The organism is Streptomyces sp. NPDC051963, from assembly GCF_044593495.1.
Classification (GTDB): domain Bacteria; phylum Actinomycetota; class Actinomycetes; order Streptomycetales; family Streptomycetaceae; genus Streptomyces.
This window is the reverse complement of the sequence record NZ_JBIUCC010000003.1, coordinates 493,347-514,259: the sequence shown is the minus strand read 5'-3', so window position 1 is coordinate 514,259 and position 20,913 is coordinate 493,347. Positions and strand designations below refer to the sequence as shown.

At 69.5% G+C, this 20,913-nt stretch carries 14 protein-coding genes; 6 read left to right on the top strand and 8 right to left on the bottom strand.

Annotation, left to right across the window (positions count from 1 at the left end; genetic code table 11):
- The first annotated feature begins 123 nt into the window (after nt 1–123).
- Nucleotides 124–1,209: an AraC family transcriptional regulator gene (locus ACIHFB_RS14580; protein ID WP_400126946.1), complete on the top strand. Its 1,086-nt coding sequence runs from the start codon at nt 124–126 to the stop codon at nt 1,207–1,209.
- A gap of 12 nt (nt 1,210–1,221) precedes the next feature.
- Here ACIHFB_RS14580 and ACIHFB_RS14575 read toward each other — a convergent pair whose 3' ends face one another.
- The 3 genes from ACIHFB_RS14575 to ACIHFB_RS14565 are packed head-to-tail and all read right to left on the bottom strand — an operon-like array spanning nt 1,222 to nt 4,852.
- Nucleotides 1,222–2,634, bottom strand: coding sequence for an aldehyde dehydrogenase family protein (locus tag ACIHFB_RS14575; protein ID WP_400126945.1), 1,413 nt, complete (start codon nt 2,632–2,634; stop codon nt 1,222–1,224).
- Entirely contained in the window at nt 2,631–3,509 is an 879-nt protein-coding gene (locus ACIHFB_RS14570) for an SDR family NAD(P)-dependent oxidoreductase (protein WP_400126944.1), read from the bottom strand. Before ACIHFB_RS14570 ends, ACIHFB_RS14575 begins: the two co-directional genes overlap by 4 nt.
- The gene (locus tag ACIHFB_RS14565; protein WP_400126943.1) at nt 3,506–4,852 is read right to left on the bottom strand and encodes a flavin-containing monooxygenase; all 1,347 of its coding nucleotides are present in this window, start codon (nt 4,850–4,852) and stop codon (nt 3,506–3,508) included. Before ACIHFB_RS14565 ends, ACIHFB_RS14570 begins: the two co-directional genes overlap by 4 nt.
- Nucleotides 4,853–5,042: 190 nt before the next feature.
- Here ACIHFB_RS14565 and ACIHFB_RS14560 point away from each other — a divergent pair, with 190 nt between their 5' ends.
- From ACIHFB_RS14560 to ACIHFB_RS14550, 3 genes are all read left to right on the top strand, one after another.
- Nucleotides 5,043–5,666, top strand: coding sequence for a TetR/AcrR family transcriptional regulator (locus tag ACIHFB_RS14560; RefSeq protein ID WP_365285892.1), 624 nt, complete (start codon nt 5,043–5,045; stop codon nt 5,664–5,666).
- 124 nt (nt 5,667–5,790) lie between these two features.
- Nucleotides 5,791–7,623, top strand: a complete 1,833-nt coding sequence (locus ACIHFB_RS14555; RefSeq protein WP_400126942.1) for a matrixin family metalloprotease — start codon at nt 5,791–5,793, stop codon at nt 7,621–7,623.
- Between the two features lie 193 nt (nt 7,624–7,816).
- The gene (locus tag ACIHFB_RS14550) at nt 7,817–8,269 is read left to right on the top strand and encodes an SRPBCC domain-containing protein (protein ID WP_400126941.1); all 453 of its coding nucleotides are present in this window, start codon (nt 7,817–7,819) and stop codon (nt 8,267–8,269) included.
- Nucleotides 8,270–8,449: 180 nt separating this feature from the next.
- Here the strand turns inward: ACIHFB_RS14550 and ACIHFB_RS14545 are convergent, their stop codons facing one another.
- The gene (locus ACIHFB_RS14545) at nt 8,450–8,935 is read right to left on the bottom strand and encodes an SRPBCC family protein (RefSeq protein ID WP_365285898.1); all 486 of its coding nucleotides are present in this window, start codon (nt 8,933–8,935) and stop codon (nt 8,450–8,452) included.
- Between the two features lie 44 nt (nt 8,936–8,979).
- The gene (locus ACIHFB_RS14540; RefSeq protein ID WP_400126940.1) at nt 8,980–10,386 is read right to left on the bottom strand and encodes a flavin monoamine oxidase family protein; all 1,407 of its coding nucleotides are present in this window, start codon (nt 10,384–10,386) and stop codon (nt 8,980–8,982) included.
- Nucleotides 10,387–10,597: 211 nt separating this feature from the next.
- On the opposite strand from ACIHFB_RS14540, the gene ACIHFB_RS14535 reads away from it, so the two are divergent.
- Nucleotides 10,598–12,841: an MMPL family transporter gene (locus ACIHFB_RS14535; RefSeq protein WP_400126939.1), complete on the top strand. Its 2,244-nt coding sequence runs from the start codon at nt 10,598–10,600 to the stop codon at nt 12,839–12,841.
- A 19-nt stretch (nt 12,842–12,860) separates the two neighbouring features.
- On the opposite strand, the gene ACIHFB_RS14530 is transcribed toward ACIHFB_RS14535, so the two are convergent.
- Nucleotides 12,861–15,986, bottom strand: a complete 3,126-nt coding sequence (locus ACIHFB_RS14530) for a discoidin domain-containing protein (RefSeq protein WP_400126938.1) — start codon at nt 15,984–15,986, stop codon at nt 12,861–12,863.
- 381 nt (nt 15,987–16,367) lie between these two features.
- Here ACIHFB_RS14530 and ACIHFB_RS14525 point away from each other — a divergent pair, with 381 nt between their 5' ends.
- Nucleotides 16,368–18,500: a hypothetical protein gene (locus ACIHFB_RS14525; protein WP_400126937.1), complete on the top strand. Its 2,133-nt coding sequence runs from the start codon at nt 16,368–16,370 to the stop codon at nt 18,498–18,500.
- A gap of 62 nt (nt 18,501–18,562) precedes the next feature.
- On the opposite strand, the gene ACIHFB_RS14520 is transcribed toward ACIHFB_RS14525, so the two are convergent.
- Nucleotides 18,563–19,564, bottom strand: a complete 1,002-nt coding sequence (locus ACIHFB_RS14520) for a hypothetical protein (protein ID WP_400126936.1) — start codon at nt 19,562–19,564, stop codon at nt 18,563–18,565.
- 65 nt (nt 19,565–19,629) lie between these two features.
- Nucleotides 19,630–20,910 (bottom strand): transporter, encoded by a 1,281-nt coding sequence (locus ACIHFB_RS14515; protein WP_400126935.1) that lies wholly within the window; start codon nt 20,908–20,910, stop codon nt 19,630–19,632.
- Between the last annotated feature and the right edge of the window lie 3 nt (nt 20,911–20,913).

Below are 20,913 nucleotides of genomic sequence, written 5' to 3'. Positions count from 1 at the left end.
GCGACGGGGCGAACGCAGGACGTCAGAGGCCGTACAGGGGACTTCGGGGGCCATCCGACTCGGCCCCATGGGACCGGTGACGCCGGGGCGCTTACGGTGGTCGCCCAGGAGAAGGGGAGTGCGATGTCCGTTGCCTCCGGCCCCGGCCCTGCGGACCCTCAGGGGACCAGCCGCAGCACGTCGGCGACGATCCAGCCGAACATCCTGCGCTATCTCGTCATGGTCGCCGACGAGCGCGGCGTCGATCTACGACCCCTGCTGAGCCGGGTCGGGCTGGACGAGACGCTGATGCGCTCCGCCGCGCTGCGGGTGTCGTACCGGCAGGGCAGCGCGGTGATCCGGCGCGCCCTGGAGCTCACCCGGGACGAGCATCTGGGACTCAAGGTCGGCGCGGCGCAGCACCTCACCGCGTGGGGCCTGCTCGGCTTCGCCCTGATGGCCGACGACACGCTGCGCCACGCCATCGAGACCGGGGTGAAGTACCAGAACCTCTCCGGGGCGATGACCGTGTGGTCGACCGGCCAGGGTGAGGACGGCACCTTCGTGCTGCACGCCGACCTGCCCGACCCCGCCATCGACCCGGGCGTCGCCTCCTTCCTGATCGAGGAGGGGTTCGCGTCCGTGGTCACCCTGTCCCGGCTGGCCGTCGGTCCGGCCTTCACGCCGAGGGCGGTGGAGTTCTCCGGTCCGGCACCCCGTCAAATCGACCTGTACGGCGCCCTGTTCGGCTGTCCGGTCCGCTTCGGCGCCCCGGCCGACCGCATCGTCATCGACCCCGCGTGGGCCCGTGCCCGGATGCCCGGCCGGGATCCGGTGACGTACGCGTCGACCCTGGAGACGCTCGACACGCAGATGGCCTCCCGCCACGACCAGCAGGACCTCCTGGAGGTACTGGAGGTCTCCGTCGCACAGAGCCTCCCGGTGATCCCGTCCTTCGGTGAGCAGGCTCGGCGGCATGCGACGAGCGAGCGGACACTGCGCCGCCGGCTCGCCGACTGCGGCACGACGTACGAGGCACTGGCCGAGGGAGTACGTCGGGAACGCGTCGAACAGCTGCTGCTGCGCCCGGAGTTGACCCTGCGCGACATCGCCCGCCGGGCGGGATTCTCCGACGAACGGGCACTGCGCCGCGCGGTACGCCGCTGGCACGGAACCTCCCCGGTCCAGCTGCGGGAGCGGATGCTCCGGGGGATGGGGTGGACGGACTGAGGCCGGCTCGGGTCAGCGGGTGCGGATCCAGACCGTCTTCTCCCGGGTCCACTGGTCGAAGGCGCTCGTGGACTTCTCCACGCCACCGAATCCGGACTGCTTCCAACCGCCGAAAGGCGTCGTGATGTCGCCCTCGCTGTAGGAGTTGACGGAGACCACGCCCGCCTCGATGCCACGAGCCAGCCGCAGCGCGGTGTCCAGGTCGCGTGTCCAGACCGACGCGGCGAGCCCGTACTCGGTGGCGTTCGCCCGGCGTACCGCCTCGTCCTCGGAGGTGAAGGTCTCGACGGTGACGACGGGACCGAACAGCTCCTTGGTGAGTACGTCGCTGTCGGCGGGAGCGCGGGTGATCACGGTCGGCGGGTAGTAGGCGCCGCGCGGAGGCAGCCCGTGGAGCAGACCCCCGGTGTGGATCTGGGCTCCGCCCGCCCGGGCGGCCTCGACGGCGCCCGCGACCCGGTCGAAGGCGGCGCGGTTGATGAGCGGGCCCTGCTGGGTGCGCGGGTCGGCCGGATCGCCGATGACGAGCTCCCTCGCCGCGGCCGTGAACCGCTCCACGACCTCCTCGGCGATGCTGTGGTGCACCAACACCCGGGAGCCCGCCGTGCAGTTCTGGCCCATCGTCAGGAACGCGGCCTCGATCATGTCGGCGATGAGCTCGTCGCCGTAGGAGAGCGCGTCGGCCATCAGCACCTGAGGACTCTTGCCACCCATTTCCAGAGAGACGCGCTTGAAGTTGCCGTCGGCGGCGGTCTTGAGGATGCGGCGGCCGGTGGCGGTGGAGCCGGTGAAGGACAGCGCCCGTACGCGGGGGTCGCGGGCGAGGGCTGCACCGGCTTCCTCGCCGAACCCGGGCAGCACCGTGAGCACCCCGTCGGGCAGGCCGGCCTCGGCGGCGAGCGCGGCCAGGTGCAGGGCCGAGCGCGGGGTGGCCTCCGCGGGCTTGACCAGGAGACAGTTGCCCGCGGCCAGGGCGGGGCCGACCTTCCAGGCGGTCATCGCCAGGGGGTAGTTCCAGGGGAGGATAGCGGCGCCGACACCGACCGGTTCGCGGGTCATGAGGCCGAGACCGTCGGGGCCGCCCGGCGCGACCCGGCCGAAGACCTTGTCGGCCGCCTCGGCGAACCAGCGGATCGACTCGATCGCGCCGGGTACGTCACCCGTACGGCACTCCGTGATGGGCTTGCCCGCGTCCTCGCTGTCCAGCCGGGCGAGGATCTCGGCGTCGCGTGCCATCAGGTCGGCCAGGCGCAGCAGTACGGCGCTGCGTTCGCGGACGGGCAACCGCGACCATGTCCCGGCGTCGTGGGTGAGCCGGGCCTGCTCGGCGGCCTTGGTGACGTCGTCGGCGCTCGCGGCGGGCAGGGTGGCGATCGGCTCCCCGGTTGCGGGGTTGACGATCTCCAGCGTCCGATCCGTGGTCATGCTTCCTCCACCAACTCCCAGCGTCCGTCGGTCTGTCGGGCCAGTCCGCGGCGGCGGAGTTCCTCCAGATAGCGGGCCATGCCGCGGTCACCGCGCTTGCGGAACAGCGGGAAGAGCCTGGGCAGCAGGTTCGGTACGAGCATCGCGAACCGCACCAGACGGGATTCACCGGTCCTCGGGTAGGCCTCCAGGCGGGGCTTGTCCAGCAGGCTCACCACGGCCGCGACGACGTCGGCGGGCTGCTGCGGCGGGTCCTGGAACTGCATGGAGTTCCCGCCGTCCACGGCCTCCTGGCGCAGCATCCGGGTGTCGGTCGCCGACGGGAGTACCGCCCCGGCCAGGATCCCCTTGCTCCGCAGGTCGAGGCCGATGGCGAGCATCGCGCCCCGCAGCCCGAACTTGGAAGCCGTATAGATCGGGGTCTCGCCCAGCGGGAAGATCCCGCCGAGGGAGACAGTGGTGACCACCCGGGCGTCCCGGGAGGCCTTCAGCAGGGGGAGCGCGATCCGGGTCGCGACCAGCGGGGAGGTCAGGTTGAGGGTGATCTCCCGCTCGATGCTCTCGACGCTGCGGACGTCGAAGCGTTCCGCGCTCGTCATGCCCACGTTGTTCACCAGCACGTCGAGACGGCCGTGGACGTCGGCGACCAGCTCGAACAGCCGCTCCACCTGGGCACGGTCCAGCAGATCGCAGCCGATGCCCGTGTGCCCGGCGCCGGGCAGTTCCGCGGCCACCTTCTCGGCGCGGATCCCGTCGATGTCGACCACGACGCAGCGGGCGCCGCCTGAAGCGAAGCGGTGGCACAGGGCACTGCCGATGCCGCCCGCGCCACCGGTCACCAGCATGACCTTGTCGGCGAAGTCGAACCGGCTCATGCCGTCGCCTCCACGCGTCGCGGGGACCGCACCGGCGGCGGCTGGCCCTCGGTACGCCAGCCCATCCGCCCCGCGACCTTGCCCAGGTACTTCACGAAGGCCCCGCTGTCGACGTAGCCGGTGTGCCGCGGCGAGGCGACGAACTTCAGCCCGCCGGACAGATCCGGGCGGTCGGCACGGATCATCTGGGTGAACCGCTCCGCGTTCGGCAGCCGGTGCCGCGCGTCGTGCACAAACCCGGCGATCAACTGCGCCTGGGCATCGAAGAGTTGGTACGCACCGGAGTTGGTCTCGATGAACCCGATCCCGAACAGGCCCTGGTGCTCGCGGGAGAACGACGACAGATACAGGTCGGGATGCTGCTCGTCGCCGAAGTACCGCTGCGCGACCGGCACTTTGTGGACGTAGCCCGTGGCCATCAGAACGAGGTCGAAGTCGTCGCTCGTGCCGTCGGTGAAGTGCACGGTACTGCCCTCGGCGCGGGCGATCCCGGGCCGGGCGGTGATGTCGCCGTGCTGGAGGTGGTGGATCAGCATCGAGTTGATGGCCGGGTGGGTCTCGAACAGCTTGTGGTCCGGCTTCTGGAGCCCCAGCCGCGTCGGATCGCCGTTGACGATCCGCAGGAGGCCACCGAAGACCCGCTGCGCCAGCCACATCGGCAGATGCGGTCCGCTGTTGGCGATGGTGTCCACCGGCCGCCCGAACAGGTGCTTCGGAATGAACCAGTACCCGCGCCGCATGCTGATCACCGCATGGTCCGCGGTCCGGGCCGCGTCGCAGGCGATGTCGCAGCCGGAGTTCCCGGCCCCCACGACCAGCACCCGCTTGCCCCGCAGCTCCTCCGCGCTGCGATAGTCCACCGTGTGCCGGACCTCCCCGCCGAACTCCCCGGGCAGTTCAGGGACGTTGGGATGCCACTGCGCGCCCGTGCACACCACGACCTGCCCGTGCACGCTCTCCCGCCCGTCGGCCCGGGTGACCGTCCAGGTGCCGTCCGCGTTCTTCTCGACGCCCGCGACCTCGACGCCGAACTCGATCCGGTCCGTCAGCCCGTAGGCGTCGGCGAAGGAGTGCAGGTACGACAGGATCTGCCGGTGCGGCGGATAGTCCGCGAAGTGGTCGGGCATCGGGAAGCCGCCGAAGCCCGACAGGGTCCTGCTGGAGATGAAATGGGCCGACTCGTACATCGGGCTGCCGGGGTTCTCGATGTCCCAGATACCGCCGGGCCCGGTGTGCCGCTCCAGATGCGTGTACGGCAGACTCCGCTCCGCCAGGGCCCTGGCGACGGCCAGCCCGGCGGGTCCCGCCCCGATCACACACGTATCGAACTGGCTCTCTTTCATGAGCCTGCCTCCTCGTTCATCCCACATCACGGGTGTCGGAGGAAACGTATTCACCCGTTGTTATGCGGCAACTGACCCGCGCGGCCACAGACCGGACCTCAGCGGCCGCGCCACGGCCACGGCGTCCAGCTGCGCGAAGATGACCTGTTCGAACGACTTGTTCATGAGACTCAGTCGGTATGATGGGGTCATGGCTCACGTTTCCGCGGCCGAGCGCCGTCCTCAGCTGATCAAAGCGGCCATCGACTTCATGACCAGGGAAGGGGTCGCGGCCGGGAGTACGCGTGCCATCGCCGCCGAGCTGGGGGTGGCCCAGGCCACGGTGCACTACACCTTCGGTACGAAGGAAGGGCTGTACCGCGCCGTCATGGAGCAGCTCACACAGGATCTGGTGGCACAGGTCGAGCAGGCCGCGCCGGCCGACGGGGGCTTCGAGGAGACGGTGAGCGCGCTGGCGGCGGCGCTGTGGCGGACGGTGCGTGAGCAGCCCGCGAGCCATCAACTCCTCACGGAACTCACCATGTTCGCGCTCCGTTCCCCGGCCCTGAGCGAGGCTCTCGAAACCCACTACCGGGGGGTGACCGAGGTGACGGCGAGGCTGATCACCGAGGCGGCAGAGCGAACGGGTCGGCCCCTCGCCCAGCCCGTGGAGACGATCGCGCGCTTCTTCCTCGCCGGCTTCGACGGACTCACGCTGCAACACCTCTCGCTCCCCGACGAGGAGGCCGAACACACCTGCCTCCAGGCCTTCGTGTCCGCCGTGGTGGCCATGGCCGGCGGGCGGTTGGACCCGGTGCCGGTACCTGTGAGCTGACGACGGACGAGGAGCCGGGCCCCACCGCATGTGTGTGCGGTGGGGCCCGGCTTTTCTACGCTTTCCCGGCCCTATGCCGCCGCCATGGATGAGAGGAGTCTTCACACGACGAAAGGGATGAGTCATGACGGCTCAGCGATTCACACTGGACGTAAAGGAACTGCACCGCGGCGATGAGCACCAAGAAGTCGGAAAGTTACAGAGGTACCTGACGAAGTACGGGTATCTGACGACCACCGTGACGCCCGGAGTGCTGGACGACGCCACGAGTGACGCGCTTCGGATGTTCCAGAACATCGGCGGAATCAGCGAGACGGGCGAACTGGATCCGATCACCGTCGACGCACTTGAGCAGCCGCGATGCGGAGTTCCTGATCTGCCCACCGTGAATGCCGCTCGCCGGGGGACGGGCGCGGAATTCGTTCTGCGTGGATGCAACTACGCCAAACTGGCCTTCACCTTCAGGTTCACCAACGGCACCGCCGACATCACCGGCAACGATGAACGCGCGGCTGTCGAGCGCGCCTTCGCGACCTGGGCCGCGGTACTGCGTGGCGTGCGCTTCCAGCAGGTCACCACGGCGACCTCCGACTTCGCGATCGGCTGGCACACCGGAAATCACGGAGACGGCTCCGCGTTCGACGGCGTCGGCAACACTCTGGCGCACGCCTTCTATCCGCCGCCGTGCGGCGGAGGGAATGCCGGCTCGCTGCACTACGACGACGCGGAGACATGGAGTCTCACCGGCAGCGCCCAGACCTTCGACGCGGAGACGGTCGCGCTCCACGAAATCGGCCACCTGCTCGGCCTCGATCACTCAGCCGTCACCGGTGCTGTCATGTTCCCCAGCTACGGAGGGGCCCGTCGCAGCCTGACTCAGGACGACATCGACGGGATCAGGCGCCTCTACCCCGCCCTGGAGCGCCGCGGTGACAGCGCCGAACAGGCAGGATTCGTCAGTGAGATCGCTGCCGCACGCCACAACGACACCCACGCCCTGACCGCCGTCCGCACCCAGGCCGGCACCTTGAAACTCATCGGCTGGCGCCTCAACGCCAACGGCTCCGTGAGCCGTACGGCCGACAGTGCCGAGCAGGCCGGTGCGGCCACGTCGATCGACCTCGCCCGCTCCACCACCGGTGACCGGTACGTGACGGCCTGCCGGACCGGTGCGGGGAATCTCAAGCTGATCAGCTGGTCCGTCAGCGACGACGGCACCTCGATCCAGCGGCGCGGGGAGAGCGGAAACCAGGCGGGCGCGGCCACTCTGATCCGGGTCGTCCCAGCCAGTTCACTGCTCTGGACGACAGCCTGTCGCAACGGCAGCGGCAATCTCTCGGTCATCGTCTGGACCCTGAAGCCCGACGGTTCCTTCACCCGGCTCGCGGACAGCGGAACCCTGGCAGGCGAGGTCCGCGACGTGGACATGGCCGTCGTCGACACACGCCTGGTCCTCACCGCCGTCCGGGACGGATCCGACAACCTCAAACTCATCCTCTGGCGCGTCACCGACCAGTCCGTGCAACGGCTCGGAGACAGCGGAAACCAGGCAGGAAACAGCAGGCTGGTCAAGGTCTTCATGGACCCGTCCGGAGTCGCGGTGACCGCAGTCAAGACCGCGTCCGACACCCTGAAGCTGATCACCTGGCGAGTCCGGCCCAGCGGCTCGATCCAGCGGCTGGGCGACAGCGGCGAACTCGCCGGCATCACCAACGGCCACGATCTCGGCGCCGCGCCCGGCGGACGGCTGGCAACCCCCGTCATCACCGAGACGGGAAACCTCAAGGTCATCCTCTGGCGGGTAACCGCTTCCGGAGCCGTGACCAGGTGGGGCGACAGCGACGACCTAGCAGGCCCCGCCGTCCTGCCGACCCTGGTCGACCCACAGGGCCAGAACCTCCTCACCGCGGTCCGAACAGCGAGCTCCAGCCTCAAGCTCATCACCTGGGGAACGTGACCTAGGACGCCGGGACTACCGACCGCGGACAGCAACTGCCGACGCCCCCTGCGGAGGGGGGCGTCGAGCGGGTTTTGGGCGACTCACAGGGTGCGGTCTCAAGAAGCCCCAGCAAAACCGATGAGTCTTTGCGCCCACGCGTGTCTACAGGGGCGACAGTCCCAACCACGCAGGAAAACGAGGAGACGAAGCAATGAGTACCGAGCAGAACACGTCGGCCAACGGTTTCTCCTACAAGCTGACCCGAACGCTTGACGCCCCCGCGGTGAAGGTATGGCGGGCGTGGACCACTCCCGAGCAGTATGCGCAGTGGGCTTACGCCGTCCCCGGCTCCGTCGAGATGGACGTACGGCCGGGCGGAGCGTGGAAGGCCACCGTGGTCACGCCCGACGGCGGACAGTTCCCGCTGACCGGCTCGTATCTTGAAGTCGCCGAGAACCGCCTCCTGGTGGTCGGCATGGACGTGCCCGGCAAGCCCGTGCCCGCAGCCATGACCATGGAACTCGATGAGCAGGACGACCACCACACGCAGATCGTGCTCCACCAGACCTGCGACACCGCCGAGGAACGCGACATGGCCGAGCAGGGCAGCACCATGCTCCTCGACAGCCTGAGCGCCTTTCTTGCCGATGAGTCGAGGAACTGAACTCCGCTCAGCACCACAACCGGTCGTGGATCACGGGGCAGGCCGGAACACACCCGGCCCTGCCCCGGCCGACCGCGCGTGGACTTCAATCCTGTGTGGTGGGACCCAGGAGTGGTGTTTCGCGCGGCCTGCCGGGCGGCTCGGGCAACTGCCTGACTGCGTGCGCCGCTCCCCCGGGATCTAGGTGCGTGAACCGAGGGTCTCGGAGCGGATCAACGTGTTCAGGTTGGTCATGGACGTGCGCATGTTCGCGCGCATGCCCGGCTGCTGTATCCGGTCGAGCAGGAGGCCGAGAGGGCCGAGGCCGATGGCGTACTCCACCTTGTAGGTCATCCGTGTGGCCTCCTTTCCCTCCGCGCTTCGGACCGGCTCGAACTCGAAGATGCTGGTCACCTCCTTCAGCGGGGAGAAGCCGACACCGGTGTCGACGCGGCGCCTGAGGGGATCGATCTCGATCACGGTCCACACCGAGTCGGTACGGAGCGGGCCGAGGGTGCGGTTGCGTTCGGCGTAGGTCTTGCCCGGCGTGGCGATGCCGTGGTGGTCGGTGACCTCGATGGCGCCGGCGACCCACTCGGCGTAGCGGTCGGTGCGGGCGATTACCTCCCAGACGCGCTCGACGGGGGCGTCGATGACGGTGCGTTCGGTGACGTGGAACTCGGTCATGCGGGGTTCTCCTTCTGGGTTGTTTTTTGTTCTTCTGATCTCGTTCAGCTCTGGTGCAGGAGTTCGGTGGCGGCGTGCTCGCCGGAGCGGACCGCGCCGTCCATGAAGCCGTTCCAGTAGGGGGAGAACTCGGAACCGGCCCAGTGCACGCGCCCGAAGGTCCGGCCCAGCCACTCCCCGTACTCCGTCAGCACGCCGGGGGCTGCCACGGACGTGGGGCCGCCCTGGGTCCACTGTTCGGCGGTCCAGTCCTGCTCGACGTAGTCGACGGGGTCGTAGGCCTGTTCCCCGACGACCTGGGCGAAGGAGCGCAGCACCGCGCCGCGGCGCTCGCCGTCCGGGCGGTGGGCCCACTTGCGCCACTCCTTGCCGCCGAGGAACCCCATGAGCACGCCCGGTCCGCCGTCGGGCGGGGAGTTGTCGAACATCTCGCGGATCGGTGAGCCGCCCCGCAGCAGGCCCATGCCGGACAGGCCCTCGGCCCGCCAGAACGGGGTGTCGTAGACGGCCACGCACTTCATGAGCGTGCCGAAGGGCAGGCGCTGGAACAGCTGGTCCTGCTGCGGCGGCAGCAGCGGGTCCCAGACGATGCGCGAAGCGAGGAGCGGCGGTACGGCGACGATCACGCGGTCGGCCCGCCAGTCGCCGACGTCGGAGATCACCGTGACCCCGTCGGAGTCCTGGCTGATACGGCGCACCGGGGCCGACAGGTGGACGCGGCCGTCGAGTTCCTCGGCCAGTCGGGTCGCGACCAGCTGCGAGCCGCCGACGAACCGGCTGTCCTGCGCACCGCCGGAGGCACCGGTGCCGCGCTCCATGGTGCCCGGGTGGGTCTCGTCGCCGAACGTCGAGACGTACCAGAGGCTGAACAGCGCCGACGCGTCGCGCGCCTCGCCGCCGTACGCGGAGTTGAGGAAGATGTTGACCAAGTCGACGGCGTCGCCGGTGATTTCGGCCTTGCGCAACCAGGTCTCGTACGTCATTCCGTCCAGGTCACGGGCGTTCGGGGCCCGCCACGGCGCCACCGGGGGCACCTTCCCCGCCGCCTGGCCGATGCGGGCCAGGGCGATGCCCATGTCGGGGAGGGCGAGGAGGTCCGGGGGAGTGTGCCCGGCGAACCGCCTGGCCTTGCCGTCGCGGACGTAGACCCGCTCGCCGGGAACGGTGGCCTGGTAGGTGGCTACGCCGACTTCCTCGGCCAGGGCCAGGATGCGGTTCTGCGTGGGGCCGACGAACTGTCCCCCGATCTCCGTCACTTGGCCGTCGCCCAGGTCGTGGTTGAGCAGTCGCCCGCCGACCCGGTCACGGGCCTCCAGAACGGCCACGGACTTTCCGGCCGCGACGAGTTCACGCGCCGCCGTGAGTCCGGCCAGCCCGGCGCCGATCACGACGACGTCGGCCTCGCGACTCCAGCGCCTTTCGGCGGTCTGCGTGCTGTGCGTACTGGTCATGGTCACTCCCTGGCTGCCGGCGGTGAAGCGGTCGACGACCAACCTACAGGCGACCTTGTCATGTGACAAGGTCGAGTGATTTTGTCGTTTGCCTCAGCCGTATGAGCTGCGCTGATGGTGCGAAATGGAGGTGCTGTGGTCGAGTGACTCGTTCATATGACTTGAGCAGGTGATAAAGTCGGCCCATCGATACCGTTCAAGGGAGTTCGTCATGGCCGTCCTGCTTCACCGGCTGGGCCACAGCGCCTACCGGCACCGAAAGCTCGTCCTGGGTATCTGGCTCTTCGTCCTGGCCGCGCTCATCACGTGCGTCAGCGTCTTCGGCGGTAAACTCGACGACCGCTTCTCGGTGCCGGGCACCGAGTCGCAGCGGGCGTTGGACAGCCTGGGCAAGACCCTTCCGGAGGCCTCCGGCGCGAGCGCCCAGATCGTCTTCACGGCGCCCAAGGGGCATCGGGTCACCGAGGGCCCCTACCCGGCGGCCATCACCCGGGCCGTGGCGCAGGCCGAGCGGGCGCCCCAGGTCAGCGAGGTCCTCGACCCTCAGTCCTCCGGCGCCGTCTCGGCCGACCGGACGACGGCGATCGTCCAGGTCCACTACCCCGTGCAGAGCGCGGAGGTCCGTACGTCATCCGTGGACGCGATCGAGGACGCGGCCCGCGCGGCCGAGAAGGACGGGCTGGAGACGGCGGTGGGCGGTTCCGTCTTCAACAGCAAGGGCGTCCACATCGGGCCGTCGGAGATCATCGGTGTGGCCGTGGCGCTGCTCGTCCTGGTCGTCACGTTCGGTTCGCTGCCGGCCGCCGGCATGGCCCTGCTGCCCGCGCTGATCGGCGTGGTGGCCGGTCTGACCGGACTGCTCGCACTCGCGCCCGTGGTCAGCATCTCGTCCACGGCCGTCACGCTCGCCCTGATGCTGGGCCTGGCCGTCGGCATCGACTACGTCCTGTTCATCCTCTCCCGCCACCGACAGCAACTGGCCCGCGGAACCGACCCGAAGGAGTCCGTCGCGCTGGCCGTCGGCACGGCAGGAAGCGCCGTGGTCTTCGCCGGCGTCACCGTGATCATCGCGCTCGCCGCACTGAGTGTCATCGGCATCCCCTTCCTGACGACGATGGGTCTCGGGGCCGCCGGCGCCGTCCTCATCGCCGTACTCGCCGCGATCACCCTCGTCCCCGCCGTCGCGGGATTCGCCGGCTCACGGCTCGTCCCCAAGCCCGGCAGCCGCGCCGCCCGGCGGGCCGCCGGCGACGAGGGGTCCGACAGCGCCGAGGGGGCCACCGACGCCCAGGGGGCCACCGGCCGTTCCACCATGGGCACCCGCTGGACCAAGTGGGTCATCGCCAAGCCGCTGCTGACCGTGCTCGCCGTCGCCGGCATCCTGGTGACCCTCACCCTGCCGGCCACGGACCTGCGGCTCGCCCTTCCCGACAACGGCTCCGCCCCGCACGCCTCCACCCAGCGCAAGGCCTACGACACCATCACCGACAAGTTCGGTCCCGGCTTCAACGGCCCACTGCTCGTACTGGCGGAGACCAACAACGGTACGGCGGGCGCGAGTTCACAGGCCGGCGCTCAAGTGGCCCAGAAGCTGCGAACCCTCAAGGACGTCAAGGCCGTTCTGCCGCCCCAGCCCACCAGCGACCCGGCCCAGAGCGTCATCACCGTCCTCCCCGCCTCCGGCCCCGACACCGTCCGCACCGACCGACTGGTCCGCGAGATCCGCGAGGCCGCACCCGACCTCCGTGACACCACCGGCGCCTCGGTCGCCGTCACCGGCACCACCGCCGTCAACATCGACGTCTCCAACCGCCTCAGCGACTCCCTGCTGCCCTTCGTCGCCATCGTCGTCGGCCTCAGCCTGCTCCTGCTGATGTTCGTGTTCCGTTCCCTGGTGATCCCCGTGAAGGCGGCCGTCGGTTTCCTGCTCTCGGTGGGTGCCTCGCTCGGTCTGGTCGTCGCCGTCTTCCAGTGGGGCTGGCTGGCCGACCTTCTCGATGTGCCCCACAGTGGTCCGGTCGTCAGCTTCCTGCCGATCATCCTGATCGGCGTGCTGTTCGGACTGGCCATGGACTACGAGGTGTTCCTCGTGTCCGGGATGCGCGAGGAATGGGCCCACACCGGCAGGGCCCGCCAGTCGGTCGTCGACGGCGCACGGCACAGCGTGCGGGTCGTCACCGCGGCCGCCCTGATCATGTTCACCGTCTTCGCCGGGTTCTTCCCCCTGGACGACTCCCTCATCAAACCCATCGCGTTCGCCCTGGCCGTCGGCGTGGCCATCGACGCCTTCGCCGTGCGAATGACACTCGTACCGGCGGTACTTGCTCTCGCCGGCCGGGGCGCCTGGTGGTTGCCGACCTGGCTGGACCGGATCCTCCCCGACCTCGACGTCGAGGGAAGCAGCCTCCAGAAGACGGCGCCGGCGGAGCGCAAGGAGCCCGAACCCGTTTCCTGAGCCACTGATCGGGCCGCTCCTACTCGATGGTGAGAGCGACGAGGGCTGCTGGGTGCCGCCCGGCCGATGTGATCACCCGCAGTGCCACATAGCGAGCGTGGCTGTCGGCGCGCAGGGTTCCACGCGCCGACAGCCGCGCCGCGCCGCTGTATGTACGGCCGTCCACGCTGAACTCCACCTGGGACGCCGGGACATGACCCCCTCGCCACTGGGTCCGGATCTCGGCGATGTCCCGCTCGGTACCGAGGTCGACGACCATACGACCGTCGGGACCGGGCGACCACGCGGTGCCCGCGTCGCCGTCGACCGCGGCCCCGGGGTCCGTCATCCCGGGCGGCAACGGCGCGGTCGGGAAAACGGTACGGCCGAGTGCCAGGTCGGCGAGCGGGTACGCCGTGGCCCGCGGCACCGTGACGGTGGTCGTACGGCCCGCACGGACCGTGACGTCGAGGCTCCTGCCCTGTGCTGCGACGGTCACGCGGCAGGAGGGGCCGGTCAGGCGGACGGTGCGAGCGTCGCGCACCTCGGCGCGGAGCCCGACAGGGATGCGGTGCCCGGAGAGGGTGATGCGCGGAGGGGCCAACGACGCTGAGGCGGCCGGTAGTTCGGCATGGAGCACTGTGCCCGACTCGGTGACCGTCTGGACGCCCTGATAGAGGCGGATGCCCTCGGCGGGTGAGCCCGGGATCGTCACGGTGGTGGTCACGGAGTCGGCGGAGAGGTTGAACAGGCTCAGGTGGTGGTCGGTGAGGGCCGCCTTCACCTGGGCGGACGCCGTCGAGGGAGCCTCGCGACCGGCAGCGGCCCGCAGTTCCGCGGGCGTCGCGCCCGCGAGGCCCTCGACCACCACACTCTCGGCCGGTCCGTCGGAGAGGACGACCGTGTCGCCGTACACCGAGAGCGGGTTGGAGCCGCCTCGTACGACGAGCCCCGCGCGGCCGTCGACGTCCAGCCAGCCGCCCCGGCTGGTGAGGTCCGGGCGCGGCCAGGCGACCAACTCCGTCCACTGCTGCCCGTCGACCGACCCCTCGATCCGGTAGGCACGACCCGCCGCGGCCTCCCAGCGAAGCGTCACCCGGTCCGCGTCCCGGGACGCGCCCAGGTCGACCGCGATCCAGCTGTCCGCCCGTGGACGGTCCGCGCGCGACACCGCCCAGCGGCTCGTGGCATCACCGTCGACGGCGAGCGCTGGGTCCTTGCCCGGGTCGAAGGAGGAGGCGGAGGCCGTGGCCCCGGCCTCGCGCGCCAGGTCGGCGCCCGAGGCTCCGTCACGTATCTCGAAGGCGTACAGCGAATAGCCGTACGACGGGTCGGGACGCACCCCGAGCATGCGCAGATGCCGGAACCGGCCGCGGGGAAAGGTGAGTTCGTCGACGCGCGGGCCGGCGGACGGGGCGGCACCGCTGCCGGCCGCGACCGTCCTGCTCCCCTCGGCCACCCGATAGGTGCGCTTCCCGTCCAGCCCCGGCATGCCGGGCATGGCCAGGTTGCGCACCTCCAAGTGGCCCTCGCCGTACGCCGTTCCGGAGGTCGCGTACACGACGGCGCCGGACGGCAACGTGGTGAACCCGGCGTATCCGCCGTCCAGCGTGAGCAGACTCGCGCTGCCGTCGAACCCGTCCCGCAGCCGCGAGTACGTGACGACCGAACGACCGGTGACCTTGGCGCCGGTGCTCGGCAGGAACATCGGTGTCGAGCCGCTGAGCGCGAACAGCCAGTCGTCATGGGCCGGTTGCCAGGCGAACTTCACGAAGCCCGACTTGCTGACCGCACCGGACCACCCGCCCGGCGACTGATGCGAGACGAGGCCGGGACCCGGGCCGTAGTCGGTGGCGCCGCTCGCCTGCTCGAAGAGCTCGCGCTGCGACAGGGGGCGCACCGGTGCCTGCCCCGAGCGGGCCCGCCATTCGTGCAGCAGGTAGCTGATGGCCAGTTCGGCCCGGGCCTCCGGCTCGTACTTGGGCTCGCCCGAGAACTTTGCGAGGCGGTACTGCGGCGGGTACGCCTGATACGCCTCCAGGCGCTCGGCCAGGGCGAGTTCACAGCGGGCCGCCGCGCGGTCGCCGACGACCTGGGCCAAAAACGCGAGCGGGATCACGTCCCGGCCGTAGAGGTGCTCGCGGTCGGCGACCATCGGCATCAGGGGCTCGCCCGCGTCGCTCATCACGCCGAGCAGGGTGCGCCACAGCGGTCCGGCATTCGGTTGCGCGGTGAGCACCTCGGGCAGGGCGCGGCCCGCGAGGAGGAAGTGGGCGCTGTTGCGTCCCGAAGTACGCCAGAGCTCTTCCTGGTAGTGCGGGCCGAACGAGCCGTGGTTCTCGACGATGAAGGTGTCATACAGGTTCTGCGCGGTGTTCGCGCTGACGGCGACCCCGTCCACCCGGGCCGGGTTGGCGAGGTCGGCGGCCGGGAGCCCCGCCTCGTTCCGGCCCCACCGGCCGAACGCCTCACGCCACGCCCCGTATCGCGGATCGTCGCTCGCCCAGGCCAGACCGGGGGCCAGTGACTGGGTGTAGACCCCCATCTCCTCCAGCTTGGTGTCGCCCTCGAAGCCTCCGCTCAGGCCGTGCGGGGTCCAGCCGTCGGAGTCGGGATCGTCGCCCGTGCCCAACTGCGTGGTGTACTGCGCCTGTTCGCGGACGATGGCGTCCACGTCCCGGCGTGTCGCCTCATCGAGGTCGTCCCACAACAGACGGGCCGCGAGCACGAAGTACGACTGGAACGTGGTGTCCCAGAACAGCTTCCGCCCCCACTGGGTTCCGCCGGCCAGCCGGTTGGATGCCGCAAAGTGCTTCACGGTCGCGAGGGTCCTGGCGCGCAGGGTGTCCTTGTCGACTCCGGCGCGCTCGGCGTCGTAGGGGCCCCGGGTCAGCAGGACGGTGTTGCCGAGTACGACGGCGAACCCGAAGTCCTTGTCGGTGTAGTGGCCTTGGGTCGGGTCCCATTGGCCTTCCGACCATCGGGTGTGTGAGAGCAGCACGCGGTAGTACGTGTCGGAGACGGGGTCCGCTGCCGGGGCCTCCGTGGGTGTGGCGGCGGAGGCCCGGCCCGAACCCAAGGCGAGCGGGAAGGCGGTCATGGTGCCGGAAACGCCGAGCAGTTGCATGGCTTGACGGCGGGTGAACCCCACGGCGTGCTGCGACATCGACGCGACCTCTCGACAACGTTGTCAGGATGTCCGGTCAGTCTGTGGCCGTCCCTTGCGCACGTCAAGACTCCTGAAGCCTCCTCCGGTGAGCGGGTCTCTTGTGGTGCTCGGCGGCTCGCGCGCAACGGTGGCGTGTTCCCGCCTGGCCCCATCAAGCATTTCCTGCAACACCGTTGACCGACCCGTCGAACGCCGCTTACGTTCCCTGGAGGTGAAAGCGCTTGCCGCGGCGCACCGTTCACTCCGCGCGGCCCACTCGGGCGCGCACTCCCGATCCATGTCCCCTCCGTGGCTCTGGTGCGTGATGGAAACGTTGTCATCGCATCGCACCCGTCGAACTCCACACCGCGCCTCCTCCGACGAAAGGTGATCCCCGCGATGCCACCAGTGAGCCGTCGTTCCTTCCTCGGCGCGGCCTCGGTCGCCTTCCTCGCGGCCGGCACCGGATCTGCCGCCGCGGTGTCGGACAGCATCCGGCACAGATCCAGAGAGTGGACCTTCGAGAACGACTCCCTGCGCGCCGCCGTGACCTACCGGAACGGCGGGATCCACCTCACGCGGCTCCTCAACAAGCGCGCCGGAAGCGACTACTTGAGCACCCCCGCGTTGCTCTTCGCCCACGAACTCGACGGCACCGACACCGTGCGCGCGGACGACGGAGGCTGGAGCCTGGGAGCGACGACCAGGGAACCCATCGCCGTACGCACGAAGGACAGCTCCTGGCGGGTCGGGGAGCGCGTCCGCATCCCCCTGCGCCGAAGCGCGCCCCGCCCGTTCCGCGTCACCCTGGTCTTCGAGATCTACGACGGCGACGCGGGCCTGCGCTACTTCACCCTCGTGTGCAACGAGGACGCGGCCCGCGACCTCACCCTCACCCGTTCAAGAGTGATCGATCTCCCGCTGCCGAACCAGCCGCACACCCTCCACTACGTCCCGAACATGAAGTGGTTCAGCACCCGCGGCTCGCTGAGCACCGAACCCGTCGGCAGGTCCTGGCCGAAGAAGGCCCTCACCGTGTACGACACCGGCGACGGCTGGAGCCTGAGCCCCGAGCTCAACTGGAAGACGCAGCGCGGCAACGGCAACTACCCGACCGACTACATGCTCCCGCCCTTCGCGGGCATCAACGCCTGGCACGAGCAGGACACCGTGTCCGTGGACACGCACCCCGAATCGCTGCAACTGACGCTGCTGCCGGGGGAGGAGTTCGAGTACCTCGCGGTGAACCTGACCGTGTTCAAGGGTGATGTCGTCGACGGAAAGATGGCCGACGAACTGCACTTCCGCAAGCGCTTCAAGTACCACCACACCACCACGCTCTTCCACCAGAACGACTGGGACTACCGCGGCGGCCCGGGCCATGAACTGCCCCCCGGCTACTACTACGACACCGTCATCCCGCAGACCAGGCGGGCGGGCCTCGACATGGTGATGCTCGACGACTACTGGAACACCACGCGCGACACCATCGAGCCCAGTGACTCCATGAAGAAGTCGATCACCAGCCTGGCCACGCTCTCGAAGACCCTGAAGGACAACGGACTCGGATTCGGGCTCTGGTTCTCCCTGACGGGAGACGGTCACCTCAAGGGCCGTGACCTCGCCGACCCGGCCCAACTCGCCCACAAGCGGGGCCAGATCGAGACGCTGCTCAACGACTACGGCGTCACCCAGCACATGATCGACCTCACCGAGTACTGGCAGAACGAGCAGCCGACCGCCTACTCCCGCGCGGGCGACAACGTCTACCGCAAGGCCGTCCTGACCCGGACCATGCTGAACGACCTGGTGACGAAGAACCCCCAGTACCTGCCCAAGCTCACCAGCGAACTCGACATCGCGCCCACGCAGGGCGACCGCAACAACGGCCTGCTGCACATCGCGTACAACGGCTGGAACACCTCCAACGGAGGCGTCACCGGGGAGGACCTGTCGCTGCGCACGGCGCTCACCGCGTTCGGGCACCTGCCGATGGGGGCGACGTACATGAACGGCGGCAAGATGACCGGCCGTATGGAGGACTACTACTCCTACATGGCCGTCCGGGCGGTCAAGTTCGGCCAGGACCCCGGCGACGCGAGCAAATGGCCCGAGGCGGCGGTGAAGCTGATGGGCGTCTTCAACGCATGGCGCAGACGGCCCGAGATCACCGCCCTGACGGACGGCCAGTTCCTGCCGGTGCACCTGGGCCAGGGCTGGGACACCACGGAGTGGGACAGCAGCAAGGGCCCGTACGTGTGGATGTGGGCCGACGCCGGGCGCCGTACCGCGCTCCTCATCGCGACCGCGGCCGGAACACCGCAGACGACGGTCGAGGCGAAGGTGCGCTGGCTGAACGGTCCGGCGACCTACGCCGTCACCGACATCACGATCGATGACGACGGCAGCCAGGCCCACTCCCCGAAGGGGCAGTTCACCGGCGAGCAATTGCGCACCGAGGGACTGCCGATCGACCTGACCGAGAACACGTCGAAGGGCAAGGCCTTTTGGCTGGAGGCGGTGGTGCGGTGAGGTAGCGGATCGCTCCCCGGTGACGCGTTCCGGACGTCACCGGGGAGTCGACCTGCCTGGGGTCAGCCCCGGGCCACCGCGATGACGCCCCCGAGCCGCTCTCCCGCCTCGTAGATCATGTACGGGACGCCGCCGTCGGTGCCGAAACTGGGTGCCGCGGCACGCCCGTTCTCCGGAGCTGCGCTGCGCGAGTTGTAGAAGACGCCGAGGTGGCTGCGCTTGCTGAAGTCGTTGCCGACCTCGGTGATCATGATGTCGCCGCCGCTCTCCTTGTCCTTGTTGTAGACGACGTACGTGCTGTTGTTGCGGTAGAGAAGGTGCGGGCCGCCGACGTTGACGGCGCCGACGTCGCCGTGCCGGATCAGCGGCTGCTGGTCGTAGCTCCAGGTGCGGCCTTCGGCGGACCAACCCCAGTGGATGTCACGGTGGTTGGTGGTGTTGTTGAGCATGAAGACCATCACGTAGCGGGCGCCCCGTGAGGGCAGGTCGTGGCGGAAGACCCGGGCGTACGAGGTCTCGTTGGTGCCTGCCGGGAGCATGGATGACGACAGGACGACCTTGTCGTACGTGAAGTGGATGCCGTCGGCCGAGCGGGCGAGGCGGGTCGTGGTGTTCTCTCCGTGGAAGTACAGCCAGAACTCCTTGGCGTCCTCGTTCCACAGCACGTGGGGGGACGAGACATGGCTGACGGAGTAGTGCGGGGACCACCTGTTGGAGACGATCGGGTTCGACGGGTACTCCGTGAACGGCCCTTCCAGGGAGTTGCCGTAGGCCAGGCAGATGCCACCGGGCGCGTCGTGCGGCGCGTAGTACAGGTAGTAGCGGCCGAGGGGCGCGCTCAGCTTGTCGTAGACGCCCCTGATGCAGGGGAAGATGATCTCGCCGGTCGGGTTGTACTTCAGCTGGGACGGCGTCAGAAGGGTGCGGACGTAGGTGTAGTCGGGGAATCCGCCGGGCGCCGCGGCCGCGGGCTGGGCGCCCAGGGCCGTCCCGACGGTGAGGGCGGCTCCGGTGGCGGCGCCGGCGCGCAGGAAGAGACGCCGGTCGAGGTGGGGCTCGTGCATGGTCGACTCCAATGACAGAGGGTCAGAAGGCTGTGGCTCAGCGGGCCCGAGCGGGGCCCGCGGGCTCAGAGGTAGGTGGCCGCCGTCACGCACAGGCCGCCGAGGGCGACCGCCCAGACGTACGGCAGGGTGCGCACCATGACCTGCTGGGGAGTGACGCCCGCGTACTGGGCGCTCCACACGGTCTGGGTGCTGGTGGGGTCGGCGACGCCGAACACCTGGTTGTACGAGGTGGTCATGCCGAGGACGGCGGCCGCGGGGTAGATGCCGGTGGCGATCAGGACGCCGGCGATGCCCGCGCCGAGCCCGAACACGTTGAGCGGGCCGCGGTAGAGGCACAGCGGGACGAGAAGCGTGAAGACGAGGACGAACACCACGGGGTTCTGCGGACTGACGGCCTTGACGAGCGGTTCGAGTGCGTCGACGGCCCCGGGCAGTTTCACGGCCGCGAGCAGGATGCCGATGGCGACGAACAGGACGATCGGCGGGGCCGCCACCTCGAAGCCGCCGTACAGGGTGCGCAGCAGCCGCTTGTTCATCCCGCCGGGCCGGGTCGTGGTGACCAGCGCGTACAGGACGCCCGCCAACAGCGAGGGGATGATGGCGAGTTCGAAGCCCAGGGCGAGGACGAGCGGGACGGCGGGGGCGAGCAGTGCGTACCAGGGCGCGTCCCCCAGCTCCTCGCGTCGCGAACGGGGCTTCACATCCACGGACTTGAGCGACCAGGCGTGCTCGGTACCTCGCCGACGCGTCTCCACGAGGACGAACGCGAGAGCGGCGACCAGGGCGAACGGGAAGAGCTTCACCATGAAGCCGCGCACCGTCGGGATCGGCAGTTCCAGCGCGGTGGAGAAGAACTGCCACACCGGAAGCTCGAAGGGGATGCCCACGGCGATGCCCATCAGCACCGTGCCCGCGGCGGTCACCTTGGGCACGCCGACGGCGATCATGGCGGGGATGCCGATGATGCCGGCGAGCATGGCGGCGGGGGCCGAACCGGTCACCGTACCGACGAGTGCGGACACGGCGAGAACGCCGAGGGCCACCACGGTCGGGCGGTCACCGCCGAACTCGACGATCTTGCGGACGAGCGTGCCAGCGATGCCGGTCTCGTCCAGGAGCTTGCCCAGCCAGGAGCCCAGGATGATCGCGATCATGGTGGCGGCCAGGGCCGGCGCGCCTTCCTGGAGAACGGTGTCCAGCACGCTGTTCTCGCCGGTGAGCGGTGCCCCGGCGAGGAAGGCGATGACGACGGCGAGCAGCACCAGCGCGAAGGCGGTGGGCAGTCTGCGGGTGAGCATCAGGCCGACCCCTGCGGCCATGACGAGGAGGATGACGACACCCATGGG